A 20,668-nucleotide genomic window follows, 5' to 3' on the forward strand; every position below is an offset into this window, starting at 1 on the left:
ACTCCTCGCGCTCACTGCACAACTCCCGCCACGGTGAAGAACGCCCGGGCGCGGGCGGCGGCCAGGTCCGCGTCGGGCAGCAGCCCGGCCTCGTCGGCGAGGGTGAGCAGGGTCGCCAGGTGCGCCGACGAGCGGCCGGACTGCGCGCCGCCGACCATCGTGAAGTGGTCCTGGTGCCCGGCCAGCCACGCCAGGAACACGATGCCCGTCTTGTAGTGCCAGGTCGGCGCCGCGAACAGGTGCCGGGCCAGCGGCACGGTCGGCGCGAAGATCTCGTCGTACGACGAGAGGTCCCCCCGGTCGAGAGCGGCCAGCGCGGCGGCGGCGGCCGGTGCGATGGCCGCGAACACACCGAGCAGCGCGTCGGAGTGGCCCACCTCGTCCCCCCGGATCAACTCCGGATAGTGGAAGTCGTCGCCGGTGTAGAGGCGTACCCCGGCCGGTAGCCGACGCCGCAGCGCCACCTCCCGGTCGGCGTCGAGCAGCGACACCTTGATGCCGTCCACCGTCGACTGGTGCGCCTTGACCAGCTCGACCACCGTGTCGGCGGCCAGGTCCAGGTCGGCGGACCCCCAGTAGCCGGTCAGCGCCGGATCGAACATCGGACCCAACCAGTGCAGCACCACCGGCTCACCGGCGGCGGTCAGCAACTCGTCGTACACCCGCAGGTAGTCCTCGGCGTCCCGGGCGGCGGCGGCCAGGTGCCGGCTGCACATCAGTACCGGCCGGGCGCCGGCGGCGCGGACGTCGTCGAGCTGTTCACGGTAGGCGGCGGTGACCTCGGCCAGGGTGGCCGGAGCGGGCGGGAGCTGGTCGGTGCCGACCCCGGCGACGATCCGCCCGTGCGCGGCGCGGGCCTCCGCGGCGCTGCGCCGGATCAGCTCCCGGGTCGCCGGATAGTCCAGCCCCATCCCCCGCTGGGCGGTGTCCATCGCCTCGGCGACCCCCAGCCCGTACGACCACAGGTGCCGCCGGAACGCGAGGGTGGCGTCCCAGTCCACCGCCGCCGGGGCGCCCGGCACGTTCTCCGCGCCCGGGTCGGCGACCACGTGCGCGGCGGCGTACCCGATCCGGCTGGTCGCCGGCGTGGCCGGACGGGCGAATCCGCCGGTCCCGGTGAGTCGGTGTCGCCGCCCGCCCGGCAACGCCACCTCGACGGCGGTCACGGGTGCAGCTCCGGGACCTCGACCCGGACGCCCTCGCGGGCGGCGCGGAGCCCCAGTTCGGCGAGCTGCACGCCGCGCGCGCCGGCCAGGAAGTCCCACCGGAACGGCTCACCGGCCACGACGTGCCGCAGGAACGCCTCCCACTGCACCTTGAAGCCGTTGTCGAACTCCTCGTTGTCGGGCACCTCGGACCACTGCGCGCGGAAGTCCTCGGTGACCGGCAGGTCCGGGTTCCACACCGGTTTCGGGGTGACCGCCCGGTGCTGCACCCGGCAGCCGCGCAGCCCGGCGACGGCGCTGCCCTCGGTGCCGTCGACCTGGAACTCGACCAGCTCGTCGCGGTACACCCGCACGCCCCACGACGAGTTGATCTGCGCGATCACGCCGCCGTCGAGTTCGAAGATGGCGTACGCGGCGTCGTCCGCGGTGGCCGCGTAGGTACGGCCGTCCTCGTCGACCCGCTCGGGCACGTGGGTGGCGGTCACGCAGGTGACGGCGGTGACCCGGCCGAACAGCTCCTGGAGCACGTAGTGCCAGTGCGGGAACATGTCGGAGGTGATGCCGCCGCCGGACTCGGCGCGGTAGTTCCAGGAGGGGCGTTGGGCCGGCTGCCAGTCGCCCTCGAAGACCCAGTAGCCGAACTCGCCGCGCACCGAGAGGATCCGGCCGAAGAAGCCGCCGTCGACGAGCCGCTTGAGTTTGCGTAGCCCGGGCAGGAACAGCTTGTCCTGCACCACCCCGGTACGGACACCGGCCGCGTCGGCGGCGCGGGCCAGGTCGAGCGCGGCAGCGGTGTCCTCGGCGAGCGGCTTCTCGGTGTAGATGTGCTTGCCGGCCTCGATGGCCTGGCGGATCGCCTTCTCCCGCTGCTGCGTGACCAGGGCGTCGAAGTAGATCTCGACGTCGTCGCGGGCCAGCGCGGAGGTCAGATCGGTGGTCCAGTCGGTGAGGCCGTGCCGCTCGGCGAGCTCGCGGAGCTTGGTCTCGTTGCGTCCCACCAGGACCGGTTCCGGCCAGATTCTCGTGCCGTCGGCCAACGTCACGCCGCCGGCCTCGCGGATGGCCAGCAGGGACCGGACGAGGTGCTGGCGGTAGCCCATCCGTCCGGTCACGCCGTTGACGATGATGCCGATCGACCTGCGGGTCATGATGTTCCCTCTCGTCGTGCTGGTCGTTCAGTGGTTGGCGGCCGCGCTGCCGAGCAACCCGCGCAGTTCGGTGGCGAGCCGGTCGAACCGGGAGTCCGACATCACCTGCGCGTAGTCGCGGTGCGCCGGCAGGTCGACGTCGAAGGTGCGGATGATCCGGCCGGGCCGGGCGCTCATCACCACGACCCGGGTGCCGAGGAAGACCGCCTCGGCGATGGAGTGGGTGACCAGCACCACGGTGGTGCCGGTCTCCCGCCAGATGCGGTGCAGCTCGGCGTTCATCTGCTCGCGGGTCAACGCGTCCAGGGCGCCGAACGGCTCGTCCATGAGCAGCACGGGTGGGGCGTGCAGCAGCGCGCGGCAGAGCGCCACCCGCTGTTGCATGCCGCCGGACAGCTCGTGCGGCAGGGCCTTCTCGAAGCCGGTCAGTCCGGTCATCTCGATCAGCTCGTCGGCCCGGCGGGCGGCCCGGGTCCGGTCCATGCCGCGCATCTCGGCCTGGAGCAGGATGTTGGCCCGCGCGCCCCGCCACTCCAGCAGGGCGGCCTTCTGGAAGACGAAGCCGATCTCCTTCTGCGGACCGCGCACCGGCTGTCGCAGCAGCGCGACCTCGCCGCTGGTGGGCTGCACCAGGCCGGCGACGATCTTCAGCAGGGTGGACTTGCCGCAGCCGGACGGGCCGACGATGGTGACGAACTCCCCCGGCTCGATGTGCAGGGAAACGTCGTCGAGGGCGGTGGTCCGCGAGCGTCGGGTGGTGAACCGGACGGTCACCCCGGACAGCGCGATGGCGGTGCCGGCGGTGGCCGGCGCGGCGCTCACCTCGTCACCCCTTGGCCGCGTACGACGAGTCCCAGTACGCGTTCGGCGCGCCCGGGTCCTTCAGCTCCGCGTAGCGGGCCATCAGGTCGATGGTCTCGGACCACTGGGCGTCGGTGTTCACCCCGGCCGGGCCGTCGGCGCCGAGCAGCGGCAGGTTGAGGGTGAGTTGCTTGGTGAGTACCTCGGGGGCGGGCTCGTTCTCGGCGAGCGCGACCATGGCACTCACCGCGCCGGCCGGGTCACGTGCCGCGTCGGCCCAAGACTTCTGGGTGGCCCGGACGAACTTGCGGGCCAGCTCCGGGTCCTTCTGCAGGGTCTGGGTGTTGGCGATCAGACCGGTGCCGAGCAGGTTCATCCCGTAGTCGGCGAAGAGCAGCACGTCGACCTTCTTGCCGGTCTTGCTCTCGATGGTGGGCGCCTGGTCGTGGAAGAAGCCCATGATGGCGTCGACCTTGCCCTCGGCCAGGGCGGCGATCTTGCCGGCGGCGTCCACGTTGACCACCTTGACGTCGTCCTTCTTGAGGCCGTTCTTCTCCAGCCAGGCCGGGAAGGTCGCGTAGAGGGCGTCGCCGGGGGTGCCGCCGACGGTCTTGCCCTTCAGGTCGGCCGGGGTCTTGATGTTCTTCTCCGTGAAGAACTCCACCGAGGAGGGGCCCTTCTCCAGGTACGCCCCGAGGCTGCGCACCGGCATCCCGCTGGCCACCGACTTGAGCAGGACGGGACTGTCGGCCCAGCCGAAGTCGGTCTGCTTCTGGGCGACCTGTTTGACCGTGTTGCCGGAGCCGTTGCCGGGCAGGATCTTCAGGTCGATGCCCTCGGCGGAGTAGTAGCCCTTCTGCAGGCCGTAGTAGAAGGGCGCGTGCTCGCCGTACGGCACCCAGTTGAGGGTGAGGGTGACCTGCTTCCTGCCGTCGGCGCCGGTCTTGCCGGCGGAGTCCGAGCCGCCGCAGCCGGCGGCGGCGAGCAGCAGGGCGGCGGTGGCCAGGATGGTGGTGGCGGTGCGTTTCATCGGTGCCTCCGTGATGGGGTCGGTCAGGAGGTGGTGAGGGACACGCCGGCGCGGCGGCTGGCGTGCCACGGGATGAGCAGCGCCTCGGCGATCTCGACCAGGACGAACAGGACGATGCCGATGGCGGACATCAGGATCAGGTCGGCGAACAGCAGCGGGGCGTCGAGGTTGCCGTTGGCCAGCAACAGGACGTAGCCGAGCCCTTCACTGGCGCCGACGAACTCGCCGACCACGGCGCCGACCACCGCGAGGGTGACGGCCACCTTCAGGCCGGCCATCAGGTGCGGCAACGCGTTCGGGAAGCGGATCTTGCGGAAGGTGCGCCAGGGCCCGGCGCCCATCGTGGCGGAGAGGTCGAGCAGTTCCGGGTCGGTCGAGCGCAGGCCGGCGACGCCGGAGATGACCACCGGGAAGAACGCGATGAGCACCGCCAGGATGATCTTCGGGGTGAGGCCGAGGCCGAACCAGACGACCAGCAGCGGCGCGATGGCGATCTTCGGGATGACCTGTGCGAACAGGACGATCGGGTAGAGCGCCTTGTCCAGGGTGCGCGAGTAGGCGATGGCGACCGCGGTGGCCAGCCCGAGCGCGGCGGCCAGGACGAAGCCGAGCACGGTCTCGTAGAGCGTGACCAGGGTGTGTCGGGCCAATTCGGACCACTGGTCGGTCATCGTGGTCCAGACCTGACCGGGGGTGGGCACGAGGTAGTTCGGCACGTACTCCCGGGCCGCCACGAACCACCAGGCGAGGAAGAGGGCGGCCAGCACGAGCGCCGGCCGCCACAGCGAGTCGGCGACCGCCGCCGCACGACGGCCGAGGGTGGATCGGGGTGAACGGCCGTCGTTGTCCGAGGACCGATCGGCCACCCGGGATCCCGGCCCACGGTCGGCGCGGACCGGAGCGTCCGTCGAGCGGGGCGACGGCTCGGCCGTGGCGGTTGAATCGCCTTCCCGCTCACCGCTCAGCGGGTCAGCGGCGGTGCGCCGGCCTGTGGTGTCCAAAGAGTTCTCGGTCACGCGAACCTCCTCGGGGCCCGACGCGGCACCCGGGAGTCGGGCCGGTCGGCGGGTCAGGCAAACGCTTTCCTGGGAGCGTAGGCGGCCTCCAGACGGCAGGCAAGGCCTTTCCTCGATCTATTCGACGTCAACCGGGCCGCGCGCTGAAGGCACCGTCCAAGGTCGACTCGGCTGACCGGAAACCGGGCCTTCCCTGACCCTCGGACACCGCGACTTCCCTGAACCCGAGTGGATCAACAACCGCGCGGTCCGAACCGGACCCCGCCGGCCGGACTCGCGGCGTCAGTGGCCGGCGGGATAGGTGTCGAGCAGGCCGCACATCCCCAACCGGCCGCGCTCGACCGGCGCGTCCACCGCGTACACGCCGGCCGCGCCCAGATATCCGGAGTCGCCCCGCTCCAGGGCGTCCAACTGCGCGCCGGTGTCGGCCGCCGCCCGACCCGCACCGTCCGCCCACCGCCGCCGCCAGGCCGTCAGCAGCGGCCGACGCAGCGCCACCGCAGCCGCGTGGAAGGCGGCCAGCGCCGCCGGACCGCCGGACCGCAGCGCCGCAAAGCCGGTCACGGCAAGGTTCCTCCGCCGGTACGCGCTCCGCACGTCCGCCCCCGGCGCTCCCCCGTCCGGCAGCGCCGCCGCCTCGGCGTACGCCTCGGGGTCGGCCAGCACTTCGGGTGGGAAGGTGAGGACCGCGTCCCCGGCCTCGGGCAGACCGCTGTTCTGCATCAGCACCACGATGGACAGACCACCGCCGTTCACCAGGCGGTGCACGGTGCCCGGCTCGAACCAGAGCACGGTGCCCGGCCGCAGCGGGGTCTCCCGGAATCCCGCGCCGTTCAGGGTCTGCACCGCGCCCTCGCCGCCGGTCACCACGTACCCCTCGGTGCAGCACAGGTGCACGTGCGGGGTGCCGCCGACCAGGCCGTCCGGCGCCGCCGTGTCGTAGACGCGCAGCCGGGACACGCCGATGCCGCCGGGCAGTGCCGCGAAGCGATCCGACATGGCCGGGCCTCCCTGCGGGAAAGGGCTTTCTCTGCGGTACGGTGACGCTAGCCGGCACGGCGAAACGCCGTCAACAGACCGAGGGGGCGGGACATGGCGACCCTGTCCGACGTGGCGCGACGCGCGGGCGTCTCACCCGCCACGGCCTCACGCGTCATCAACGGCAGCAGCAAACCGGTCACCGACGAGCTGCGCGAGCGGGTGCTCGCGGCCGTCGCCGAGTTGCAGTACGTGCCGAACGCGCACGCCCAACTGCTGGCCCGCTCGCACCGCAGCGCCGTCGGCGTGATCGTGCACGACGTCTCCGACCCGTACTTCGCCGAGATCACCCGTGGGCTGCAACGGGTCGCCACCGACCAGGGCCGGCTGCTGATGATCTGCAACAGCTACCGCGACCCGGACCGCGAGCTGGAGTACGTGGAGCTGCTGCGGGGCCACCAGGTGGCGGCGCTGATCCTGGCCGGGTCCGGTTACCACGACGACGCCTTCACCCGGCAGCTCAACGAGAAGCTCGCCGCGTACGAGGCGACCGGCGGCCGGGTCGCGGTCATCGGCCGCCACGAGCACTCCGGCGACGCCGTCATGCCGGACAACCGGACCGGCGGTCACCTCGCCGGCCGGGAACTCTGCGCGCTCGGGCACCGGGCGATCGGCGTGGTCGCCGGTCCGCGCATCCTCACCACCACCACCGATCGGCTGGCCGGGCTCCGGCAGGCCCTCGCCGAACACGGCCTCGACCTGCCCGAGCGGCGCATCCGGTACGCCGAGTTCGACCGGGACGGGGGCGCGGAGGCCGCCGGCCGGCTGCTCGACGCCGACCCCGAGCTGACCGCGATCGTGGCGCTCAACGACTCGATGGCCATCGGCGCCCTGGCCACCCTGCGGGCCCGCTCGCTCGCCGTACCGGGGCGGATCTCCGTGGTCGGCTTCGACGACATGCCGGTCGCCCGGGACGTCACGCCGGCGTTGACCACCGTACGGCTCCCCCTGGTCGACATGGGCGTACGGGCGATGTCGCTGGTGCTCGGCGCGGTCGCGCCGACACCCCGGGTCGAGGTGCTGCCCGCCGAGCTGGTCCGCCGGGACACCACCGGGCCGGCGTCCGACCGGACGCGCGACACCTCGACACCCCGCGCCCGGCGGGCCCGCGCCACCTCGTGACCGGCCCGTAAACCCCGTTGTCCCCGCCGGCCCGTCCTGCGTAGCCTGCGCCCGTGTTGATCCGTACGTTCGCCGACCAGGACTGGTCGCAGGTGTGGCCGATCATCGAGGACGTGATCCGGGCACAGGAGACCTTCGCATATGACCCGGAGATGACCGCCGACGAGGCGTACGCCGTCTGGGTCGAGGCCCCGCCCGGGCGGACCGTGGTCGCGGCCGACGGTGACCGGGTGCTGGGCAGCGCGAAGATGGGGCCCAACCGCCCCGGACCGGGAGCGCACGTCAGCACCGCCAGCTTCCTGGTCGCCGCCGACGCCCGTGGCCGGGGTGTGGGCACCGCGCTCTGCCGCGACGCCCTGACCTGGGCCCGGCGTGCGGGGTACGCCGGTATGCAGTTCAACGCCGTGGTGCAGACGAACCGGACGGCGGTCGAGCTGTACCGGCGGGAGGGGTTCGAGGTGGTCGGCACCGTGCCGGGCGCGTTCCGCCACCGCACCCTCGGCCGGGTCGGCCTGCACGTCATGTACCGGGAGTTCTGACCCGCGCCTCAGCCGCCGGTCGTGCCGACGGCCGGGGCCGGCCCGAGTCCCGGCGGGTCGGCGGCCGGTTCGCCGCCCGCGCGGCGGATCGGGGTGAACAGACCGCCGACCGCGACCAGCAGGCAGCCGACTCCGGCGACGAACGCCACCGCCGGTACGCCGTACCGGCCGGCGGCCCAGGTGAGGATGGCGGCGCCGGCCGGACCGAGGGCGTAGTGCGTGCTCCAGAACGCCGAGGTGACCCGGCCGAGCAGGTGATCGGGCGTGATCTCCTGGCGCAGTGACATCGAGCAGATCCCGCCGACGCTGACGCAGCACAGGTACACGGCGGTCAACGCGGTGACGGCCGGCACGGACGTCGCCGCGCCGACACCCGCCACCGCGAACCCGCAGATCAGGTGCGCGCCGATCCAGGTGGTGCCGAAACCGCGTCGCCGCCGCAGCGGGGCCACCAGCAGCGCCCCGGCGACCGTGCCCAGCGCCGCCAGGCCGAGCACCGTGCCGACGGTGCCCTCGGTGCCGCCGAGGTCGTGCGTGACGTGGTAGATCAGCACGTCGGTGAAGCCGTAGGTCAGGAAGATGAAGACCGACAGCAGGACGGTCAGCGCGCGGAGCACGGGCTGTCGCCAGAGGAACCGCGCCCCGGCCAGGAACTCGACAAGCGGACGACCCCGGACCGTCGGCGGGGCGTCGCTGGGCCGGGCGGCGCGCAGGCGGACCAGGCGCAGGCCGGCGGCCGAGAGCGCGAAGCTCGCCGCGTTGACGGCGATGGCGACCGCCGGGCCGAAGCGGGCCGACACCACCCCGGCGAGCAGCGGCCCGAGCACGGCGGTCGCCGCGAACGTGGCCTGGAGCCGACCGTTGGCCTCGGTGATCCGGTCGGCGTCGACCAGGTTGCGCACGGCGGTCACCGCCGCGACCTGGAACAGCATGCCGGCCGCCTCGCAGATCGGCAGCACGACGAAGAGCAGCCAGACCTGTGGGCCGGCGAGCCAGACGAGAGGCACCAGACCGTAGAGGACCAGCCGGACCAGGTCCGCGACGATCATCAACGTACGGCGGTCGTACCTGTCGACGAGTACCCCGCCGAAGACGCCGGCCGTCACGGATGCCGCTCCCGCGACGGCGGTGAGCAGGCCCATCTGTGCCACCGACCCGGTGGCCTGCAACACCAGCAGCGGTACCGCCAGGTAGGCGAACGCGTCCCCGGCCGCGGAGAGGGACTGGGCGATCCAGTAGGTGCCGAAGGCGCGGTCCCGCCACAGTGGGGTCCGGCCCGGCCGGGGCGTTGCGCTCATCCCGCCGAGGCTATCGCCCCGCGCCGCCGGCCGTGGGTACGCGGACGGCCGCGGGAGCGATTCCCGCGGCCGTCCGAGGCGTACTCGAGGAAGGTCAGCTCTTGCGCAGCGGCGCGAGCGCGGCGCTCCAGGCCACGACCTGGTCGAGCGTGGTGGTCAGCGCCGGCAGGTGCTGGTCGCCGGGCTTGAAGGTGCTGAAGTTCTCGAAGTCGGTGAAGAGCGAGAGCGCGACCTGCGAGCGCACGTCGGCCATCTGCAGCTCACCGGCGATCAGGCGCAGGTGCTCGACGGCACGGGCGCCACCGACGGAGCCGTAGCTGACGAACCCGACGGCCTTGTTGTTCCACTCGTTGTAGAGGAAGTCGATGGCGTTCTTCAGGGCGCCGGAGGTCGAGTGGTTGTACTCGGGGGTGACCATGATGAAGCCGTCGAACGACGCGATGGTCTCGGCCCAGCGCAGCGTGTGCGGCTGGCTGTACTGGCCCATCGCCGGCGGCATCGCCTCGTCGAGGTGCGGGAGGTTGTAGTCGAGCAGGTCGATCAGCTCGAACTGCGCGTCGGTGCGCTGCTGGGCGTTCTCGAGGACCCAGCGGGCAACGGCCTCACCGTTGCGCCCCGGGCGGGTGCTGCCGAGGATGATCCCGATCTTGGTCATGACTGCGCCTTTCACTAGTCCGAACCTGGCCGCCGGAACGCTAACCGCTCCTTGCTTCGTCAAGCAAATGGCTGCACCATGACCATGCTCACACGCTGGGTAAGCAATTGCTCAATCAAGCAACTATGCTGGGCGGATGGCCGATTCCCGCGCAGAGGTGCCGCGCCCCCTCGATCCCGACGAGGAGGCGCTGGTCCGTGCCCTGGGTCAGGTGATGTACGTGGTGCCACGCACCATCGACGCCGACATGGTGGGCGACCGACAGCTCCCCCTGACCGAGTACACCGCCCTGATGAACCTCTCCGAGGCACCGGAGCGGCGGATGCGGATGCACGAACTGGCCGCGGCCTGCTACCTCTCGCTCAGCGGCATGACCCGGACGATCATCCGGCTGGAGGGCCAGGGGCTGGTCAAGCGGGAGCGGTGCGAGGAGGACGCCCGGGGCTGGAACGCGGTGCTCACCGACGCGGGTTTCGCCCGCCTCCAGGAGTCCTGGCCCAGCCACCTGGCGGCCGTCCGCCGCCGGTTCCTGCGCCACTTCGAGGGCCTCGACCTGGCCGAGCTGGCCCGCGCCTTCCGGCGCGCGGGAACGGCCGACTGAGCTTCAGGTCACCGGTCGGCGGTCGACGCCGGCTCCGTCTGTTCGACCTGCTGGATGAGTTGCTTGAGATGGGCGATCTCCTCGCGCAGGGCGGCCTGACCGGCAGCGGTGAGGGTCACCCAGGTACGGGGGCGCTTGCCCTCGTACCCCTTCTCGATCCGGATCAGCTCGGCCTTCTCCAGGACGGCCAGATGCTGCCCCAGGTTGCCCGCGGTCAACTGCAGGGTGGTGCGCAGGAAGCCGAACTCGACCTGGCGGGCCTGGTGCGCGATGGCCAGGATGCCCAGTCGGACGCGCTGGTGGACCACGTCGTCGAGGCCGTTGGTGGGATGGTCGGTCATCGCCGCGGAACCTCGATGCGCGGCCGGAACAGGGCGAAGGCGGCACTGCCGAGCAGCAGCAGCGCCGCCGAGAGAAGCAGGTGCGGCAGGAAGAACCACGGCGAGGTCGAGTGGATGACCTGCCCACCCTGCACCAGCACGATCACCAGGTAGCCGAGGCTGTACGCCAGCAGCGCCCAGTTCCGTTCGACCCGCGCGAGCACCAGCAGCGCCAGCGCGATGACCGCGACCGGACTCGTCAGCCCGTTGACGAGCCATTCCGCCGGCCCGACCTCGATCTCGACCGGGTCGGTGGAGAAGGGGTCGGCGGGGACGGGCAGGAGCGGGTGGAACGTCAGCCAGATCGACACGGCGGCCATCAGCACGGCCAACGCGACGCCGACGAGGACGTAGGGGCGGATCGGGGTGCCCACACCACGCCGTCGGGACTGCCGCACGTAGAAGCCGGCGATCGCCGCGTACGCGAGCACCAGCGCGACGGTCCAGTACCCGAGCTCCGCCGGATTGGGCTGCATGCAGACCGTGTGCTGCTCGCGGGATCGGCAGGTGTCGAACAGGTCGAGGTAGGGGGCGTACCGGTAGACGGGTATCGCGGCCAGGGTGACCACCGCGAGGACCAGCAGCGCGAACCAGGTGCCGCGCTGGGCGACCTGGACCTGGCGGGTCAGGTCGCGCACGGCGGCCAGCAGCTCCCGAGGGCCGTCCGCCTGCGGAGCGGATTCGTGTGTCATGGAGTTAGCTTTGCATTACAGACCTATCCGCGCAAGAGAGTTGGGCGACCTCTCGCGGACCGCGCCCGGACAGCACCGGGGGCGGGTGTCGACATCCTCGGCTCAGAATGTCGACACCCGCCCCCGGTCGGGCCGAGCAGTGCGGTGACGGTCTAGGCGTTGGCCACCAACCGCCAGCGGTTGTCCGCAGTGCCGTTGTCCGAATCCTGCACGGCCTGGGCGCCCCGGGCCGTGGAGTTGTTCAGGATGCCGAGCAACTTGCCGCTGTTGACGTTGCGGATCTTGTAGGTGCCGTCCCCGTTGTTGACCAGGGTCCACCGGTGGTCGGCGGTGCCGTTGTCCGACCATTGCAGGACGCGGGCCCCGTCGGCGGTGGACATGTTCTCCACGCCGAGGACCTTGCCACTGTTGACGTTGCGGAACCGGACCGCACTACCGTCGGTGATCATGACCCAGTTGTGGTCGGCGGTGCCGCTGTCGTCCCACTGCAGGGCCAGTCCGCCGTCGGCGGTGGACATGTTCTGGATGCCCAGGACCATCCCGCTGCCCACGTTGACCAGCCGGTAGCTGCCGCCACCGCTGCTGGTGCTGGTGTTCCAGTACACCGTGTAGTTGTAGCCGTGGGCGTCCTGGAACGGCGCGAGGTTGACGGTGGACCCGTTCGCGGTGGCGGTGAACGCGAGCGAACTGGTGCTGGTCCGCGCGATCGACGAGACCACGAGCGACGGCAACGAGTTGAGCGTGGTGTTGCCGTAGTTGCCGCAGAGCACGCTCGGGCCGTACGTGACGGCGGCGACGTTGGGATTGTCATTGGCGGCCCGCATGACCACCCGCATCGGCAGCCGTACGGTGATGGTGTCGCCGGCGGCCCAGGTGCGGGTGACGGTGGCGTAGCTGCCCGGCGTGGTGCTGACCGACTCGGCCACCCCGTTGACGCTGATGGTCGCGCCGCTCGTCCACGACGGGATACGCACCCGGATGCTCCACGAACCACTCATCGTGCCGGAGAGCGTGAGCGTGGTGGTGTCGCTCACCGGGTACGTGGTGTTCTGGGTGACCGTGATCCCCCGCTGCGTCCAGTTCAGCTCGGACGGCACGAAGAGGTTCACCGTGAGCGTCGTGCCGCTGTAGAAGTAGACGGAGTCCATCAACTTCGTGTTGATCTCCAGGCCCGTGCCCTGGCAGCACCAGAACGAGTTGTAGTCGGTGCTCCAGGTGCCGCCGCCCCACGCCGGACCCACACCCCGCCGTCCACCGGGCTTGAGCGGGGTGAAGTAGGTGATGTGACCGCGACTGTCGGCCGGGTTCTGCGCGCCGATCAGGTGGTTGATCATGGCGCGCTCGTAGAAGTCGAAGTAGTCGGTCCGGTTCGGGTCGAGCAGCCACAGCTCGCGCGTCAGCTTGAGCATGTTGTAGGTGTTGCACTGCTCGCAGGTGTCGTTGCTCAGGTAACCGGCGATCGCGTTCGGCGCCCGGAAGTGCTCGGCCTGGCTGTTGCCGCCGATGACGTACGAGTGCGCGTTCACGGTGATGTTCCACGCGTTGCTGGCGATGTCCCGGTAACGGGTGGTCCCGGTGGCCTTGAACTCGCGGGCCGCGCCGATCCACTTGGGCACCTGCGTGTTGGCGTGCAGGCCGTTGAGCTGGTCCTGGTTGCTGGCGAGGGGGTTGAACACCGCGGCGTGGTCGAACCGCTGGGCGGTGGTGAGCCACCGGCTGTCACCGGTCATCTGGTAGATGTCGGTGAGCACGTCGTTCATGCCGCCGAACTCGGTGCCCAGCATCGACTGCATCTGGCTGGAGCTGAGCCGGGACGTGCGGGTGTCGACCCAGCCGGCGAGGGCCAGCAGCACCGTACGGGCCTGGGTGTTGCCGGTGTAGCGCCAGACGTCGAGCAGGCCGGCGAGGGTCTTGTGGATGCAGTAGTACGGCACGTTGCCGTTGGACAGCGTGCGTGCCTCGAGCGCGGTGAAGTCCGACTCCGGGAAGCCGGAGAGGTAGCCCGCGCCGAACCCGGCCGCGCCGTTGTTCGCCTGGCACTTGGCCATCTCGGCGACCATGTAGTTCGCCTTGTCCCGGCAGGTGGTGTCGCCCAGCACCGCGTAGGCGTGCGACCACGCGGTCAGGAAGTGCCCCTGCATGTGCGTACGGAACGGGAAGTTCGGCGCGTCCCACCCACCATTGGTGGCGGCGCCGTTCGTGGACAGCCGATGGTTGGCGCGGAAGTTGTAGAGCATCCGGTCGACGTCGACGAAGCGCAGGTAGTTCAGGGTGCGGTTCTGGTTGTCGAACCAACGGCCGCTGGTCAGTCGCACCTGACCGGGGTCGAAGGCGTAGGCGCCGACGCCGATGTCCGCCCGTGCGGGCGGGACCACGGCAGCGGCGGCGGGGGCCGCGCCGAGCGTCGTGGCGCCGGTCGCGGAGAGTACGGCGGTGGCGCCGGCGGCCTGCAGCACGCGGCGTCGGCTGAGGGGCAGGGACGACATGGGACCTCCAGATGAGCGCTACCGGCGACGGGACGGCAACCGGGCGGGACGGGCTCGGTGGGATGCAGGGGTCCGAACGTTAACGTTCACATCCGTGTCCGGCATGCTACGGCCGGATGACTGGGAAATTCAAGGTTCTAACTATTACGGCTCGCTGTGCACCGCGTCTGAGCTGGTAGATCAGCCATCAGGACACCGGTACGGTATGTGACTCCACCTCGTGTTATCGATAACACCGATGGATCCCTGTACGGCGCGGCCGCCGTCGACGCACCCCGAAACGGGATGCGCGCCGACGGGTGTCGCTGGTGGAATCTCGGGATGCAGCACGACGTTGTGCGTCCTCCGAAGGCGCGACCGGGCGACCGCATCGCGGTCCTGTCACCCTCGTTCGCCGCGGCCGGCGCGTTCCCCGAGATCCACGAGCAGGCCATGCGCCGGCTCGCCGACGTGACCGGGCTCGTGCCGGTCGAGTACCCCACCACCCGCGCCGTGGGCGCGACCGCGCAGGCGCGCGCGGCGGACCTCAACGCCGCCTTCGCCGATCCTCGGGTACGCGCCATCCTCGCCGTCGTCGGCGGGGAGGACCAGATCACCGTCATCCCCCATCTGGACGCCGACCTGGCCCGCGCCGACCCGAAGCCGTTCCTGGGCACCAGCGACAACACCAACCTGCACCAGTGGCTCTGGGGACTCGGTATCGCGAGCTTCTACGGCGGGTCGTCCCAGGTGCACCTCGGTCCCGGTCCCGCCGTGGACGACATCCACGCCCGGTCGCTGCGCGCCGCCCTGCTCACCGGTGAGCGGTTGGAGGTCACCGACCCCGGCGAGTCCGAGGACATCGGGGTCCCCTGGGACGACCCGCGGGCGTTGCAGTCGTTCGGGGACCGCGAGCCGACCGAGCCGTGGAGCTGGTACGGGCCGCCGCGTACGGTCACCGGCCCCACCTGGGGTGGGTGCCTGGAGGTCCTGCAGTGGATCCTCACGGCGGGACGCTTCCCGTTCCCGCCCGATGTGCTGCGCGGCGGTGTCCTGATCATCGAGACCTCGGAGGAGCTCCTGCCCGCCCGCGAGGTCGGCTGGATCGTCCGCGCGCTGGGTGAACGCGGTCTCCTCGGCGCGGTCGACGCGGTCCTGGTCGCCCGTCCACCGGTCTCCGACTTCGACCGCAAGCCCGACGCGCAGGAGCGGGCGCGGCTCCGTGAGCGGCAGCGCGACACGGTCGTCGACGTGGTGCGCCGCTACAACGCCGACGCGGTGGTGTGCGTCGGCGTTCCGTTCGGCCACACCAGACCGCAGTGGATCCTGCCGCACGGCGGCCCGGTCAGCGTCGACGGTGTGGAGCGGCGGATCTTCGCCGACTACCGGTAGCCGACCGCTGCTCCGCGTCCCGGCTGACGCCGGGACGCGGAGTGGCGTCAGCGGGCCGGAGCGTAGGCGGCCAGCGGATTCGTCAGGGTGCCGACGAACTGGAGGGCGGCCGACGGGTCGGCCAGGTCGATCATCTGCTGGTTGTCGCGGAGTTGGAGGCGGTTGAGGCAGGACAGCGCGAACTCGGGGGCGAACAGGTCGTAGTGGTGGACCCGCTCGGCCAGGTGCGGCACCCGCGCGAAGTAGTCGGTGGCGCAGGACGCGACCGTGCCCCAGAAGGCGTCCTCGGTGAGCACGTCCGCCTCGACCAGCACCGCGCTGAGGTGGCGCAGGAAGCAGTCCACCACGTCGGTGAAGATGGTCAGCAGCTTGGTGTCGTCGGGCACCTCGACCCGGATCCGCTCCACCTCGGCCGGCAGCGCGACGTTGGCACTCAACACCGCGATCTCCTCGGCGATGTCCTTGAAGATCACCCGCCGGACGGTGTCGTGCTCGTCGAGGACCAGGATGACGTTCTCGCCGTGCGGCATGAAGGCCAGGTCGTGGGCGTAGAAGCTGTGCAGCAGCGGGGTCAGGTAGGCGTCCAGGTAGCGGCGCAGCCAGACCTCGGGCGCGCGACCGGACCGCTCGATCAGCGCCGCCGCCAGCGAGCCGCCGTCGGCGTCGACGTGCAGCAGCGCGGCCATCGTGGACAACCGCTCCCCCGGGGCCAGGCCGGGCACCGGGCTCTCCCGCCACAGCGCGGCGAGCATCTTGCGGTACGGGGAGGTCCGCTCGGTGGCCGCCTCGTACTGCCGGTGCCGGTAGCCGACCGCCGCCCGTTCCCGGATGACGGTCAGGCCCGTGCCGGCCAGCACCTCGTCGGCGGCGATCAGGTCGGCCAGCCAGTCGTTGATGGCCGGGGTGGCGGCCATGTACGCCGCCGACAGTCCCCGCATGAAGCCCATGTTCAGCACCGACAGCGCGGTCTTGACGTAGTGCCGGCCCGGCTCGCTGACGTTGAAGAAGGTCCGGATGGACTGCTGCGCCAGGTACGAGTCGGGGCCGGGACCGAGGTGCACGAGCCGTCGTTCGGCCAACTCGCCCGCGAACGTCACGGCCAGCTTGTTCCACCACTGCCAGGGGTGCGCCGGGATGAGATGGTAGTCGGCGAGGTCGAGCCCGTTCTCGGCCATCGTGGCGGCGAACCGGGCCCGGGTCGACGCGTCCAGCTCGCCCGCGATGAGGGCGTCGTAGTCGAGGTCGGCGGCGCTGCTGAACGTCGAGTGGTCGCGGTGCGCGGCCAGCCACTCCAGGCGTACCGGTGTGGCGGCCTCCGGCGCGTAACGGTGGTACTCGTCGACGCCGAAGCCGAGCCGGCCGTTGTTGGCCACGAAGCACGGATGCCCCTCGGTCATGGACGTCTCGATGGTCTGGAAGTCGGCCCCGGCCAGCTCGGCGGCGCTCGGCGCGGACTGGGCGAGCTTGTACGCCGTACCGGCGAGGGTGGAGGTGATCTCCTCCAGGTAGACCGGGAGCACCCGCGCGGAGAGCCCGAGGGCGTCGCGCAGCTCGACGATCAGGTCCACCGCGTCGGGTGGCAGCGAGACGCCGTCCCGGTGGCGGGTGATGCTGTCGGCGTCGATCTGCCAGTGGGCCAGGGCGAGCACCCGGGCGGCGAACCGGTAGGTGACCGTGCCGTCGTCGCTGCGGACCTCGTACCATTGCCGGTCGTCGGGGCCCGGCACGGGCGCCGGGGTGAGCAGCCGCTCGTGGGTGAACTCGGCGAGCGCCTTGCGGACCAGCATGCGGTTGGCCCGCGCCCAGCGCTGCGGGGTGAGGTGCGCGACCGGGTCGCCCGGGGTGGCCGGGCCGGCGACGGCCGGTGGGGTGGGAACGGCGGTGGTGGTCACGCCGGGGCTCCTTCGTCTCGGGCGGCGGCCCGTTCGGTGGCGGTCTGGAACTGGGCGCGGGTGCAGACGCTGAGCAGCGCCTCCTTCTCCGGCTTGGTGATCGGGCCGACGACCTCGAAGCCGACGGTGGCGTTCAGGGCGTGCACGGCGGTGTTGCGCACGTCCGGCTCGACCACCACGCGCCGGGTCGCCGGGTCGGCGAAGAGCCAGGCCATCACGGTACGGATCACCGCGCGGGTGAAGCCGTGCACGGGAGCGCCGGTGGGCGCGCAGAGGAAGTGCATGCCCACGTCGCCGGGCCGGTTCTCGTACAGGCCGACGAGTTCGACGTGGGCCGGGTCGTAGCGCTCGGCCAGGAAGGCCGGACTCCCCCGCCACAGACCGAGGTAGGCGTCGTGGTGCGGGTGCGCGGCGATGCGCCGGTACTCCTCGACGACCTGCGCCTCGTCGGCGTCCTGCATCAGCCAGAACGCCGACCTCGGGTGGGTCACCCAGCCGTGCAGCAACGCGGCGTCGGCCTGCGGATCGAGGGTACGCAGGGCGAACTCCCCCAGCCGGTCGTCGACCCGGGTGAAGACCACGCTCACGACACCACCCCGAACTCCTGGAAGGTGATGCTCTTTTCGATCGGGTAGTGCTCCCGGCCGAGCAGCTCCCGGATGATCCAGGAGTTGCGGTACGCGCCCATGCCCAGGTCGGGCGAGGTGATGCTGTGCGTGTGGGTGCCCGCGTTCTGCAGGAAGATGCCCCGACCGGTGTGGTCGATGCTGTAGTTGCGGGCCACGTCGAAGCGGCCGTGCGCGTCCCAGCGGACCCGCTCGCGGACCGGTTCGAGGAAGTCCGGCACCCGGTAGTGGTAGCCGGTGGCCAGGATCAGTCCTTCGGTACGGAGGGTGAAGTCGCGCTCCTGCTCCACGTGCCGCAACCCGAGCGTGTACTCCCCGTCGTGGTGTGCGGCGTCGACCAACTCGGTGTTGGTGATCAGCCGGGTACGCACCGGGCCGTCCACGCTGTGCGCGTAGAGCAGGTCGAAGATGTCGTTGATCAGGTCGGCGTTGATCCCCTTGAACAGCCCCTTCTGCTCGGATTCCAGCCGGTAGCGGGTCTCCTCGGGCAGCGCGTGGAAGTAGTCCACGTAGTCCGGCGAGGTCATCTCCAGCGTCAGCTTCGTGTATTCGAGGGGGAAGAACCGCGGCGAGCGGGTGACCCAGTTGAGCTGGTAGCCGTACCTGTTGATGCCGCCGAGCAGGTCGTGGTAGATCTCGGCGGCGCTCTGCCCGCTGCCCAGCACGGTGATGCTGCGCCTGGTCCGCAGCGCGTCCCGGTGCTCCAGGTAGCGCGAGTTGTGCACGGCGTCCCCGGCGAGCCCGGCGACGGCGGCCGGCAGGTGCGGCGGCGTGCCGGTGCCGAGCACCAGGTGCCGGGCCCGGTACTCGATGGTTTCCGACCCGCCGGTGGTGGCCCGCACCACGTACCGCTCGTCGGCGTCGTCGTACTCCACCGTCGTCACCGTCTGACCGAAGCGCAGGTTCGGCAGCTTCGCTGCCGCCCACCGGCAGTACGCGTCGTACTCGCTGCGCAGCGGGTAGAAGCTCTCCCGGATGTAGAACGGGTAGAGCCGGCCGATCTCCTTGAGGTAGTTGAGGAACGAGTACGGCGAGGTCGGGTCGGCGAGGCTGACCAGGTCGGCGATGAACGGGGTCTGCAATCGGGCCGACTCCAACAGCATGCCGGGGTGCCAGGCGAGGCTCGGTCGGGCCTCCAGGAACACCCCGTCCAGCTCGTCGATCGGCGCGGTGAGGCAGGCCAGACCCAGGTTGTACGGGCCGAGCCCGATGGCGACGAAGTCGTGGGTGGACATCTTCTTCTCCAGGCGCGGGGTGCGGCGGTCAGCCGACGGGGCAGGTCAGGTCGGCCGCGACGGTGTCGCGCACGTACCGCCCGGCGTGGCCGGCGATCAGGTCGAGCACGTGGCCGACGTCGTCGACGGTCGTGGCCGGGTTCAGCAGCGTGAACTTGAGGAAGTGCCGACCGTCCACGCGGGTGCCGGCGACCACGGCCAGGCCGGAGGCGGCCAGCGCCTCACGGGCGTACAGGTTGGCGGCGTCGGCCAGCTCGCGGCCCGGACCGGTGGGCAGGTAACGGAAGACCACGGTGCTCAACTGCGAGCGGGTCACCACCTCGAAGCGCGGATCCTCGCTGACGAGCCGCCAGGCGTCGGCCGCGGCGTCGACCACCTCGTCGAAGAGTTCACCGAGCGCGTCCGGGCCCATCACCCGCAGGGTCAGCCAGAGCTTGAGCGCGTCGAACCGGCGGGTGGTCTGCAGGCTCTTGTCGACCTGGTTGGGGATCTGCTGCTCCACCATCCGCGCCGGGTTGAGGTAGTCGGCGTGGTAGGTGGCGTGCCGCAGCGTCCGCCGGTCGCGGACCAGCAGCGCGCTGGAGCTGACCGGTTGGAAGAACGACTTGTGGTAGTCGACGGTGACCGAGTCGGCGCGCTCGATGCCGTCGAGCAGGTGCCGGCGGGTCGGCGAGACGAGCAGCCCGCAGCCGTACGCGGCGTCGACGTGCAGCCAGACGCCGGTCGCCGCGCAGACGTCGGCGAGTTCGGCGAGCGGGTCGATGGAGCCGAAGTCGGTGGTGCCGGCGGTGCCGACGACGGCCATCGGGACCAGTCCGGCCGCCCGGCACCGGACGATCTCGTCGCGTACGGCGGCGGGCCGGATACGCCGCCGCGCGTCGGTGGGCACCGCGATCACCGCGTCCGGGGCGAGGCCGAGCAGCTTGGCGGACTTCTGGACGCTGAAGTGCCCGGCGACGGAGGTGAGCACGCGCAGCCGGGGCAGCAGCTCCAGGCGGGCCGCCGAGGTGGTCGCGGCGGTGCACGCCTCCTCCCGGGCCAGCAGCAACGCCTGGAGGTTCGACTGGCTGCCTCCGCTGGTGAACACGCCGTCGGCGTCCGGGCCGAGGCCGATCCGGGCGGCGGTCCAGTCGATCAGTCGACGCTCGATGAGGGTCGCGCCGGCGCTCTGGTCCCAGGTGTCCAACGAGGAGTTCACCGCGCTGAGCACCGCCTCGCCGAGCAGCGCCGGGATGACCACCGGGCAGTTGAGGTGGGCCAGGTAGCGGGGGTGGTGGAACCACACGGCGTCACGCAGGTAGACACCCTCCAACTCGTCCAGCGCCGCGCCGGCATCGCCCAGCGGCCGGTCCAGGTCGACCCCGTCGACCAGGGGGGCCAGTTCGGCCGGCGTGATCCCGGTGCCGGGCCGGTCCACCGTGGCGACCCGGCGGGCGACCCGGTCGACGCCGTCGGCGATCGCCCGCCGGTACTGCTCGACCGAACCGTCGTGCAACAGGTGGGCGCGGGCCCCGGCGGGCGCCGCGGCCGGTGGTGGAGCGGCCGACGGGCTGCTCGGATCGGTCTCGTCGG

The 20,668-nt window shown here is 71.3% G+C and carries 19 protein-coding genes; 4 read left to right on the forward strand and 15 right to left on the reverse strand.

Annotated features, from left to right (window positions below; genetic code table 11):
- Window positions 1-11: 11 nt before the first annotated feature.
- The 6 genes from AC3EN4_RS26910 to AC3EN4_RS26935 form a co-directional block, all read right to left on the reverse strand.
- Window positions 12-1,166 (reverse strand): dihydrodipicolinate synthase family protein, encoded by a 1,155-nt coding sequence (locus AC3EN4_RS26910; protein ID WP_435208799.1) that lies wholly within the window; start codon window positions 1,164-1,166, stop codon window positions 12-14.
- Window positions 1,163-2,314, reverse strand: a complete 1,152-nt coding sequence (locus AC3EN4_RS26915) for a Gfo/Idh/MocA family protein (protein WP_422735052.1) — start codon at window positions 2,312-2,314, stop codon at window positions 1,163-1,165. The genes AC3EN4_RS26910 and AC3EN4_RS26915 overlap by 4 nt, the downstream gene beginning before the upstream one ends.
- Before the next feature lie 27 nt (window positions 2,315-2,341).
- On the reverse strand, window positions 2,342-3,136 hold the full coding sequence (locus tag AC3EN4_RS26920) for an ABC transporter ATP-binding protein (RefSeq protein WP_435208801.1): 795 nt from the start codon (window positions 3,134-3,136) through the stop codon (window positions 2,342-2,344).
- 4 nt (window positions 3,137-3,140) lie between these two features.
- Window positions 3,141-4,145: an ABC transporter substrate-binding protein gene (locus AC3EN4_RS26925; protein WP_422735054.1), complete on the reverse strand. Its 1,005-nt coding sequence runs from the start codon at window positions 4,143-4,145 to the stop codon at window positions 3,141-3,143.
- 23 nt (window positions 4,146-4,168) lie between these two features.
- The gene (locus AC3EN4_RS26930) at window positions 4,169-5,161 is read right to left on the reverse strand and encodes an ABC transporter permease (RefSeq protein WP_435208804.1); all 993 of its coding nucleotides are present in this window, start codon (window positions 5,159-5,161) and stop codon (window positions 4,169-4,171) included.
- A 282-nt stretch (window positions 5,162-5,443) separates the two neighbouring features.
- Window positions 5,444-6,160: a cupin domain-containing protein gene (locus tag AC3EN4_RS26935; RefSeq protein ID WP_435208806.1), complete on the reverse strand. Its 717-nt coding sequence runs from the start codon at window positions 6,158-6,160 to the stop codon at window positions 5,444-5,446.
- Window positions 6,161-6,253: 93 nt separating this feature from the next.
- On the opposite strand from AC3EN4_RS26935, the gene AC3EN4_RS26940 reads away from it, so the two are divergent.
- Together AC3EN4_RS26940 and AC3EN4_RS26945 are read left to right on the forward strand one after the other, a co-directional pair.
- Window positions 6,254-7,321, forward strand: coding sequence for a LacI family DNA-binding transcriptional regulator (locus AC3EN4_RS26940; RefSeq protein WP_435208808.1), 1,068 nt, complete (start codon window positions 6,254-6,256; stop codon window positions 7,319-7,321).
- Window positions 7,322-7,374: 53 nt separating this feature from the next.
- Window positions 7,375-7,860: a GNAT family N-acetyltransferase gene (locus AC3EN4_RS26945; protein WP_422735058.1), complete on the forward strand. Its 486-nt coding sequence runs from the start codon at window positions 7,375-7,377 to the stop codon at window positions 7,858-7,860.
- A gap of 8 nt (window positions 7,861-7,868) precedes the next feature.
- Here AC3EN4_RS26945 and AC3EN4_RS26950 read toward each other — a convergent pair whose 3' ends face one another.
- Window positions 7,869-9,158 carry an MFS transporter gene (locus AC3EN4_RS26950; protein ID WP_435208809.1) on the reverse strand — a complete coding sequence of 430 codons (1,290 nt, stop codon included), beginning with the start codon at window positions 9,156-9,158 and terminating at the stop codon, window positions 7,869-7,871.
- A gap of 94 nt (window positions 9,159-9,252) precedes the next feature.
- On the reverse strand, window positions 9,253-9,813 hold the full coding sequence (locus tag AC3EN4_RS26955; protein ID WP_422735060.1) for an NADPH-dependent FMN reductase: 561 nt from the start codon (window positions 9,811-9,813) through the stop codon (window positions 9,253-9,255).
- 136 nt (window positions 9,814-9,949) lie between these two features.
- On the opposite strand from AC3EN4_RS26955, the gene AC3EN4_RS26960 reads away from it, so the two are divergent.
- Window positions 9,950-10,414, forward strand: coding sequence for a MarR family winged helix-turn-helix transcriptional regulator (locus tag AC3EN4_RS26960; RefSeq protein ID WP_422735061.1), 465 nt, complete (start codon window positions 9,950-9,952; stop codon window positions 10,412-10,414).
- Between the two features lie 8 nt (window positions 10,415-10,422).
- On the opposite strand, the gene AC3EN4_RS26965 is transcribed toward AC3EN4_RS26960, so the two are convergent.
- The 3 genes from AC3EN4_RS26965 to AC3EN4_RS26975 form a co-directional block, all read right to left on the reverse strand.
- On the reverse strand, window positions 10,423-10,755 hold the full coding sequence (locus AC3EN4_RS26965; RefSeq protein ID WP_435208810.1) for a transcriptional regulator: 333 nt from the start codon (window positions 10,753-10,755) through the stop codon (window positions 10,423-10,425).
- Window positions 10,752-11,486: a hypothetical protein gene (locus AC3EN4_RS26970; protein WP_435208811.1), complete on the reverse strand. Its 735-nt coding sequence runs from the start codon at window positions 11,484-11,486 to the stop codon at window positions 10,752-10,754. Before AC3EN4_RS26970 ends, AC3EN4_RS26965 begins: the two co-directional genes overlap by 4 nt.
- Window positions 11,487-11,638: 152 nt before the next feature.
- Entirely contained in the window at window positions 11,639-13,972 is a 2,334-nt protein-coding gene (locus AC3EN4_RS26975; protein ID WP_435208813.1) for a beta-L-arabinofuranosidase domain-containing protein, read from the reverse strand.
- A 321-nt stretch (window positions 13,973-14,293) separates the two neighbouring features.
- On the opposite strand from AC3EN4_RS26975, the gene AC3EN4_RS26980 reads away from it, so the two are divergent.
- Complete coding sequence (locus AC3EN4_RS26980) at window positions 14,294-15,343, forward strand: S66 family peptidase (RefSeq protein WP_435208815.1); 1,050 nt, start codon at window positions 14,294-14,296, stop codon at window positions 15,341-15,343.
- Window positions 15,344-15,390: 47 nt separating this feature from the next.
- Here the strand turns inward: AC3EN4_RS26980 and AC3EN4_RS26985 are convergent, their stop codons facing one another.
- The 4 genes from AC3EN4_RS26985 to AC3EN4_RS27000 all read right to left on the reverse strand — a co-directional run bounded on the left by AC3EN4_RS26985 (window position 15,391) and on the right by AC3EN4_RS27000 (window position 20,594).
- A complete protein-coding gene (locus AC3EN4_RS26985; RefSeq protein WP_435208884.1) occupies window positions 15,391-17,130 on the reverse strand; it encodes an IucA/IucC family protein in 1,740 nt (579 codons plus the stop codon).
- A 101-nt stretch (window positions 17,131-17,231) separates the two neighbouring features.
- The gene (locus tag AC3EN4_RS26990) at window positions 17,232-17,822 is read right to left on the reverse strand and encodes a GNAT family N-acetyltransferase (protein WP_435208817.1); all 591 of its coding nucleotides are present in this window, start codon (window positions 17,820-17,822) and stop codon (window positions 17,232-17,234) included.
- Window positions 17,819-19,096, reverse strand: coding sequence for a lysine N(6)-hydroxylase/L-ornithine N(5)-oxygenase family protein (locus AC3EN4_RS26995; protein ID WP_435208819.1), 1,278 nt, complete (start codon window positions 19,094-19,096; stop codon window positions 17,819-17,821). Before AC3EN4_RS26995 ends, AC3EN4_RS26990 begins: the two co-directional genes overlap by 4 nt.
- A gap of 28 nt (window positions 19,097-19,124) precedes the next feature.
- Window positions 19,125-20,594 carry a pyridoxal phosphate-dependent decarboxylase family protein gene (locus tag AC3EN4_RS27000; protein ID WP_488179856.1) on the reverse strand — a complete coding sequence of 490 codons (1,470 nt, stop codon included), beginning with the start codon at window positions 20,592-20,594 and terminating at the stop codon, window positions 19,125-19,127.
- Window positions 20,595-20,668 lie beyond the last annotated feature (74 nt).

It is taken from the genome of Micromonospora sp. bgisy143 (genome assembly GCF_057708145.1).

What these genes read in the sequence shown, in the direction of transcription:
- AC3EN4_RS26950 (WP_435208809.1), bottom strand. Translation starts at nt 9,158, where the DNA reads ATGAGCGCAACGCCCCGGCCGGGCCGGACCCCACTGTGGCGGGACCGC.
- AC3EN4_RS26985 (WP_435208884.1), bottom strand. Translation starts at nt 17,130, where the DNA reads ATGCTGGTCCGCAAGGCGCTCGCCGAGTTCACCCACGAGCGGCTGCTC.
- AC3EN4_RS26980 (WP_435208815.1), top strand. Translation starts at nt 14,294, where the DNA reads ATGCAGCACGACGTTGTGCGTCCTCCGAAGGCGCGACCGGGCGACCGC.
- AC3EN4_RS26955 (WP_422735060.1), bottom strand. Translation starts at nt 9,813, where the DNA reads ATGACCAAGATCGGGATCATCCTCGGCAGCACCCGCCCGGGGCGCAAC.
- AC3EN4_RS26975 (WP_435208813.1), bottom strand. Translation starts at nt 13,972, where the DNA reads ATGTCGTCCCTGCCCCTCAGCCGACGCCGCGTGCTGCAGGCCGCCGGC.
- AC3EN4_RS26960 (WP_422735061.1), top strand. Translation starts at nt 9,950, where the DNA reads ATGGCCGATTCCCGCGCAGAGGTGCCGCGCCCCCTCGATCCCGACGAG.
- AC3EN4_RS26915 (WP_422735052.1), bottom strand. Translation starts at nt 2,314, where the DNA reads ATGACCCGCAGGTCGATCGGCATCATCGTCAACGGCGTGACCGGACGG.
- AC3EN4_RS26935 (WP_435208806.1), bottom strand. Translation starts at nt 6,160, where the DNA reads ATGTCGGATCGCTTCGCGGCACTGCCCGGCGGCATCGGCGTGTCCCGG.
- AC3EN4_RS26925 (WP_422735054.1), bottom strand. Translation starts at nt 4,145, where the DNA reads ATGAAACGCACCGCCACCACCATCCTGGCCACCGCCGCCCTGCTGCTC.
- AC3EN4_RS26965 (WP_435208810.1), bottom strand. Translation starts at nt 10,755, where the DNA reads ATGACCGACCATCCCACCAACGGCCTCGACGACGTGGTCCACCAGCGC.
- AC3EN4_RS26970 (WP_435208811.1), bottom strand. Translation starts at nt 11,486, where the DNA reads ATGACACACGAATCCGCTCCGCAGGCGGACGGCCCTCGGGAGCTGCTG.
- AC3EN4_RS26940 (WP_435208808.1), top strand. Translation starts at nt 6,254, where the DNA reads ATGGCGACCCTGTCCGACGTGGCGCGACGCGCGGGCGTCTCACCCGCC.
- AC3EN4_RS26995 (WP_435208819.1), bottom strand. Translation starts at nt 19,096, where the DNA reads ATGTCCACCCACGACTTCGTCGCCATCGGGCTCGGCCCGTACAACCTG.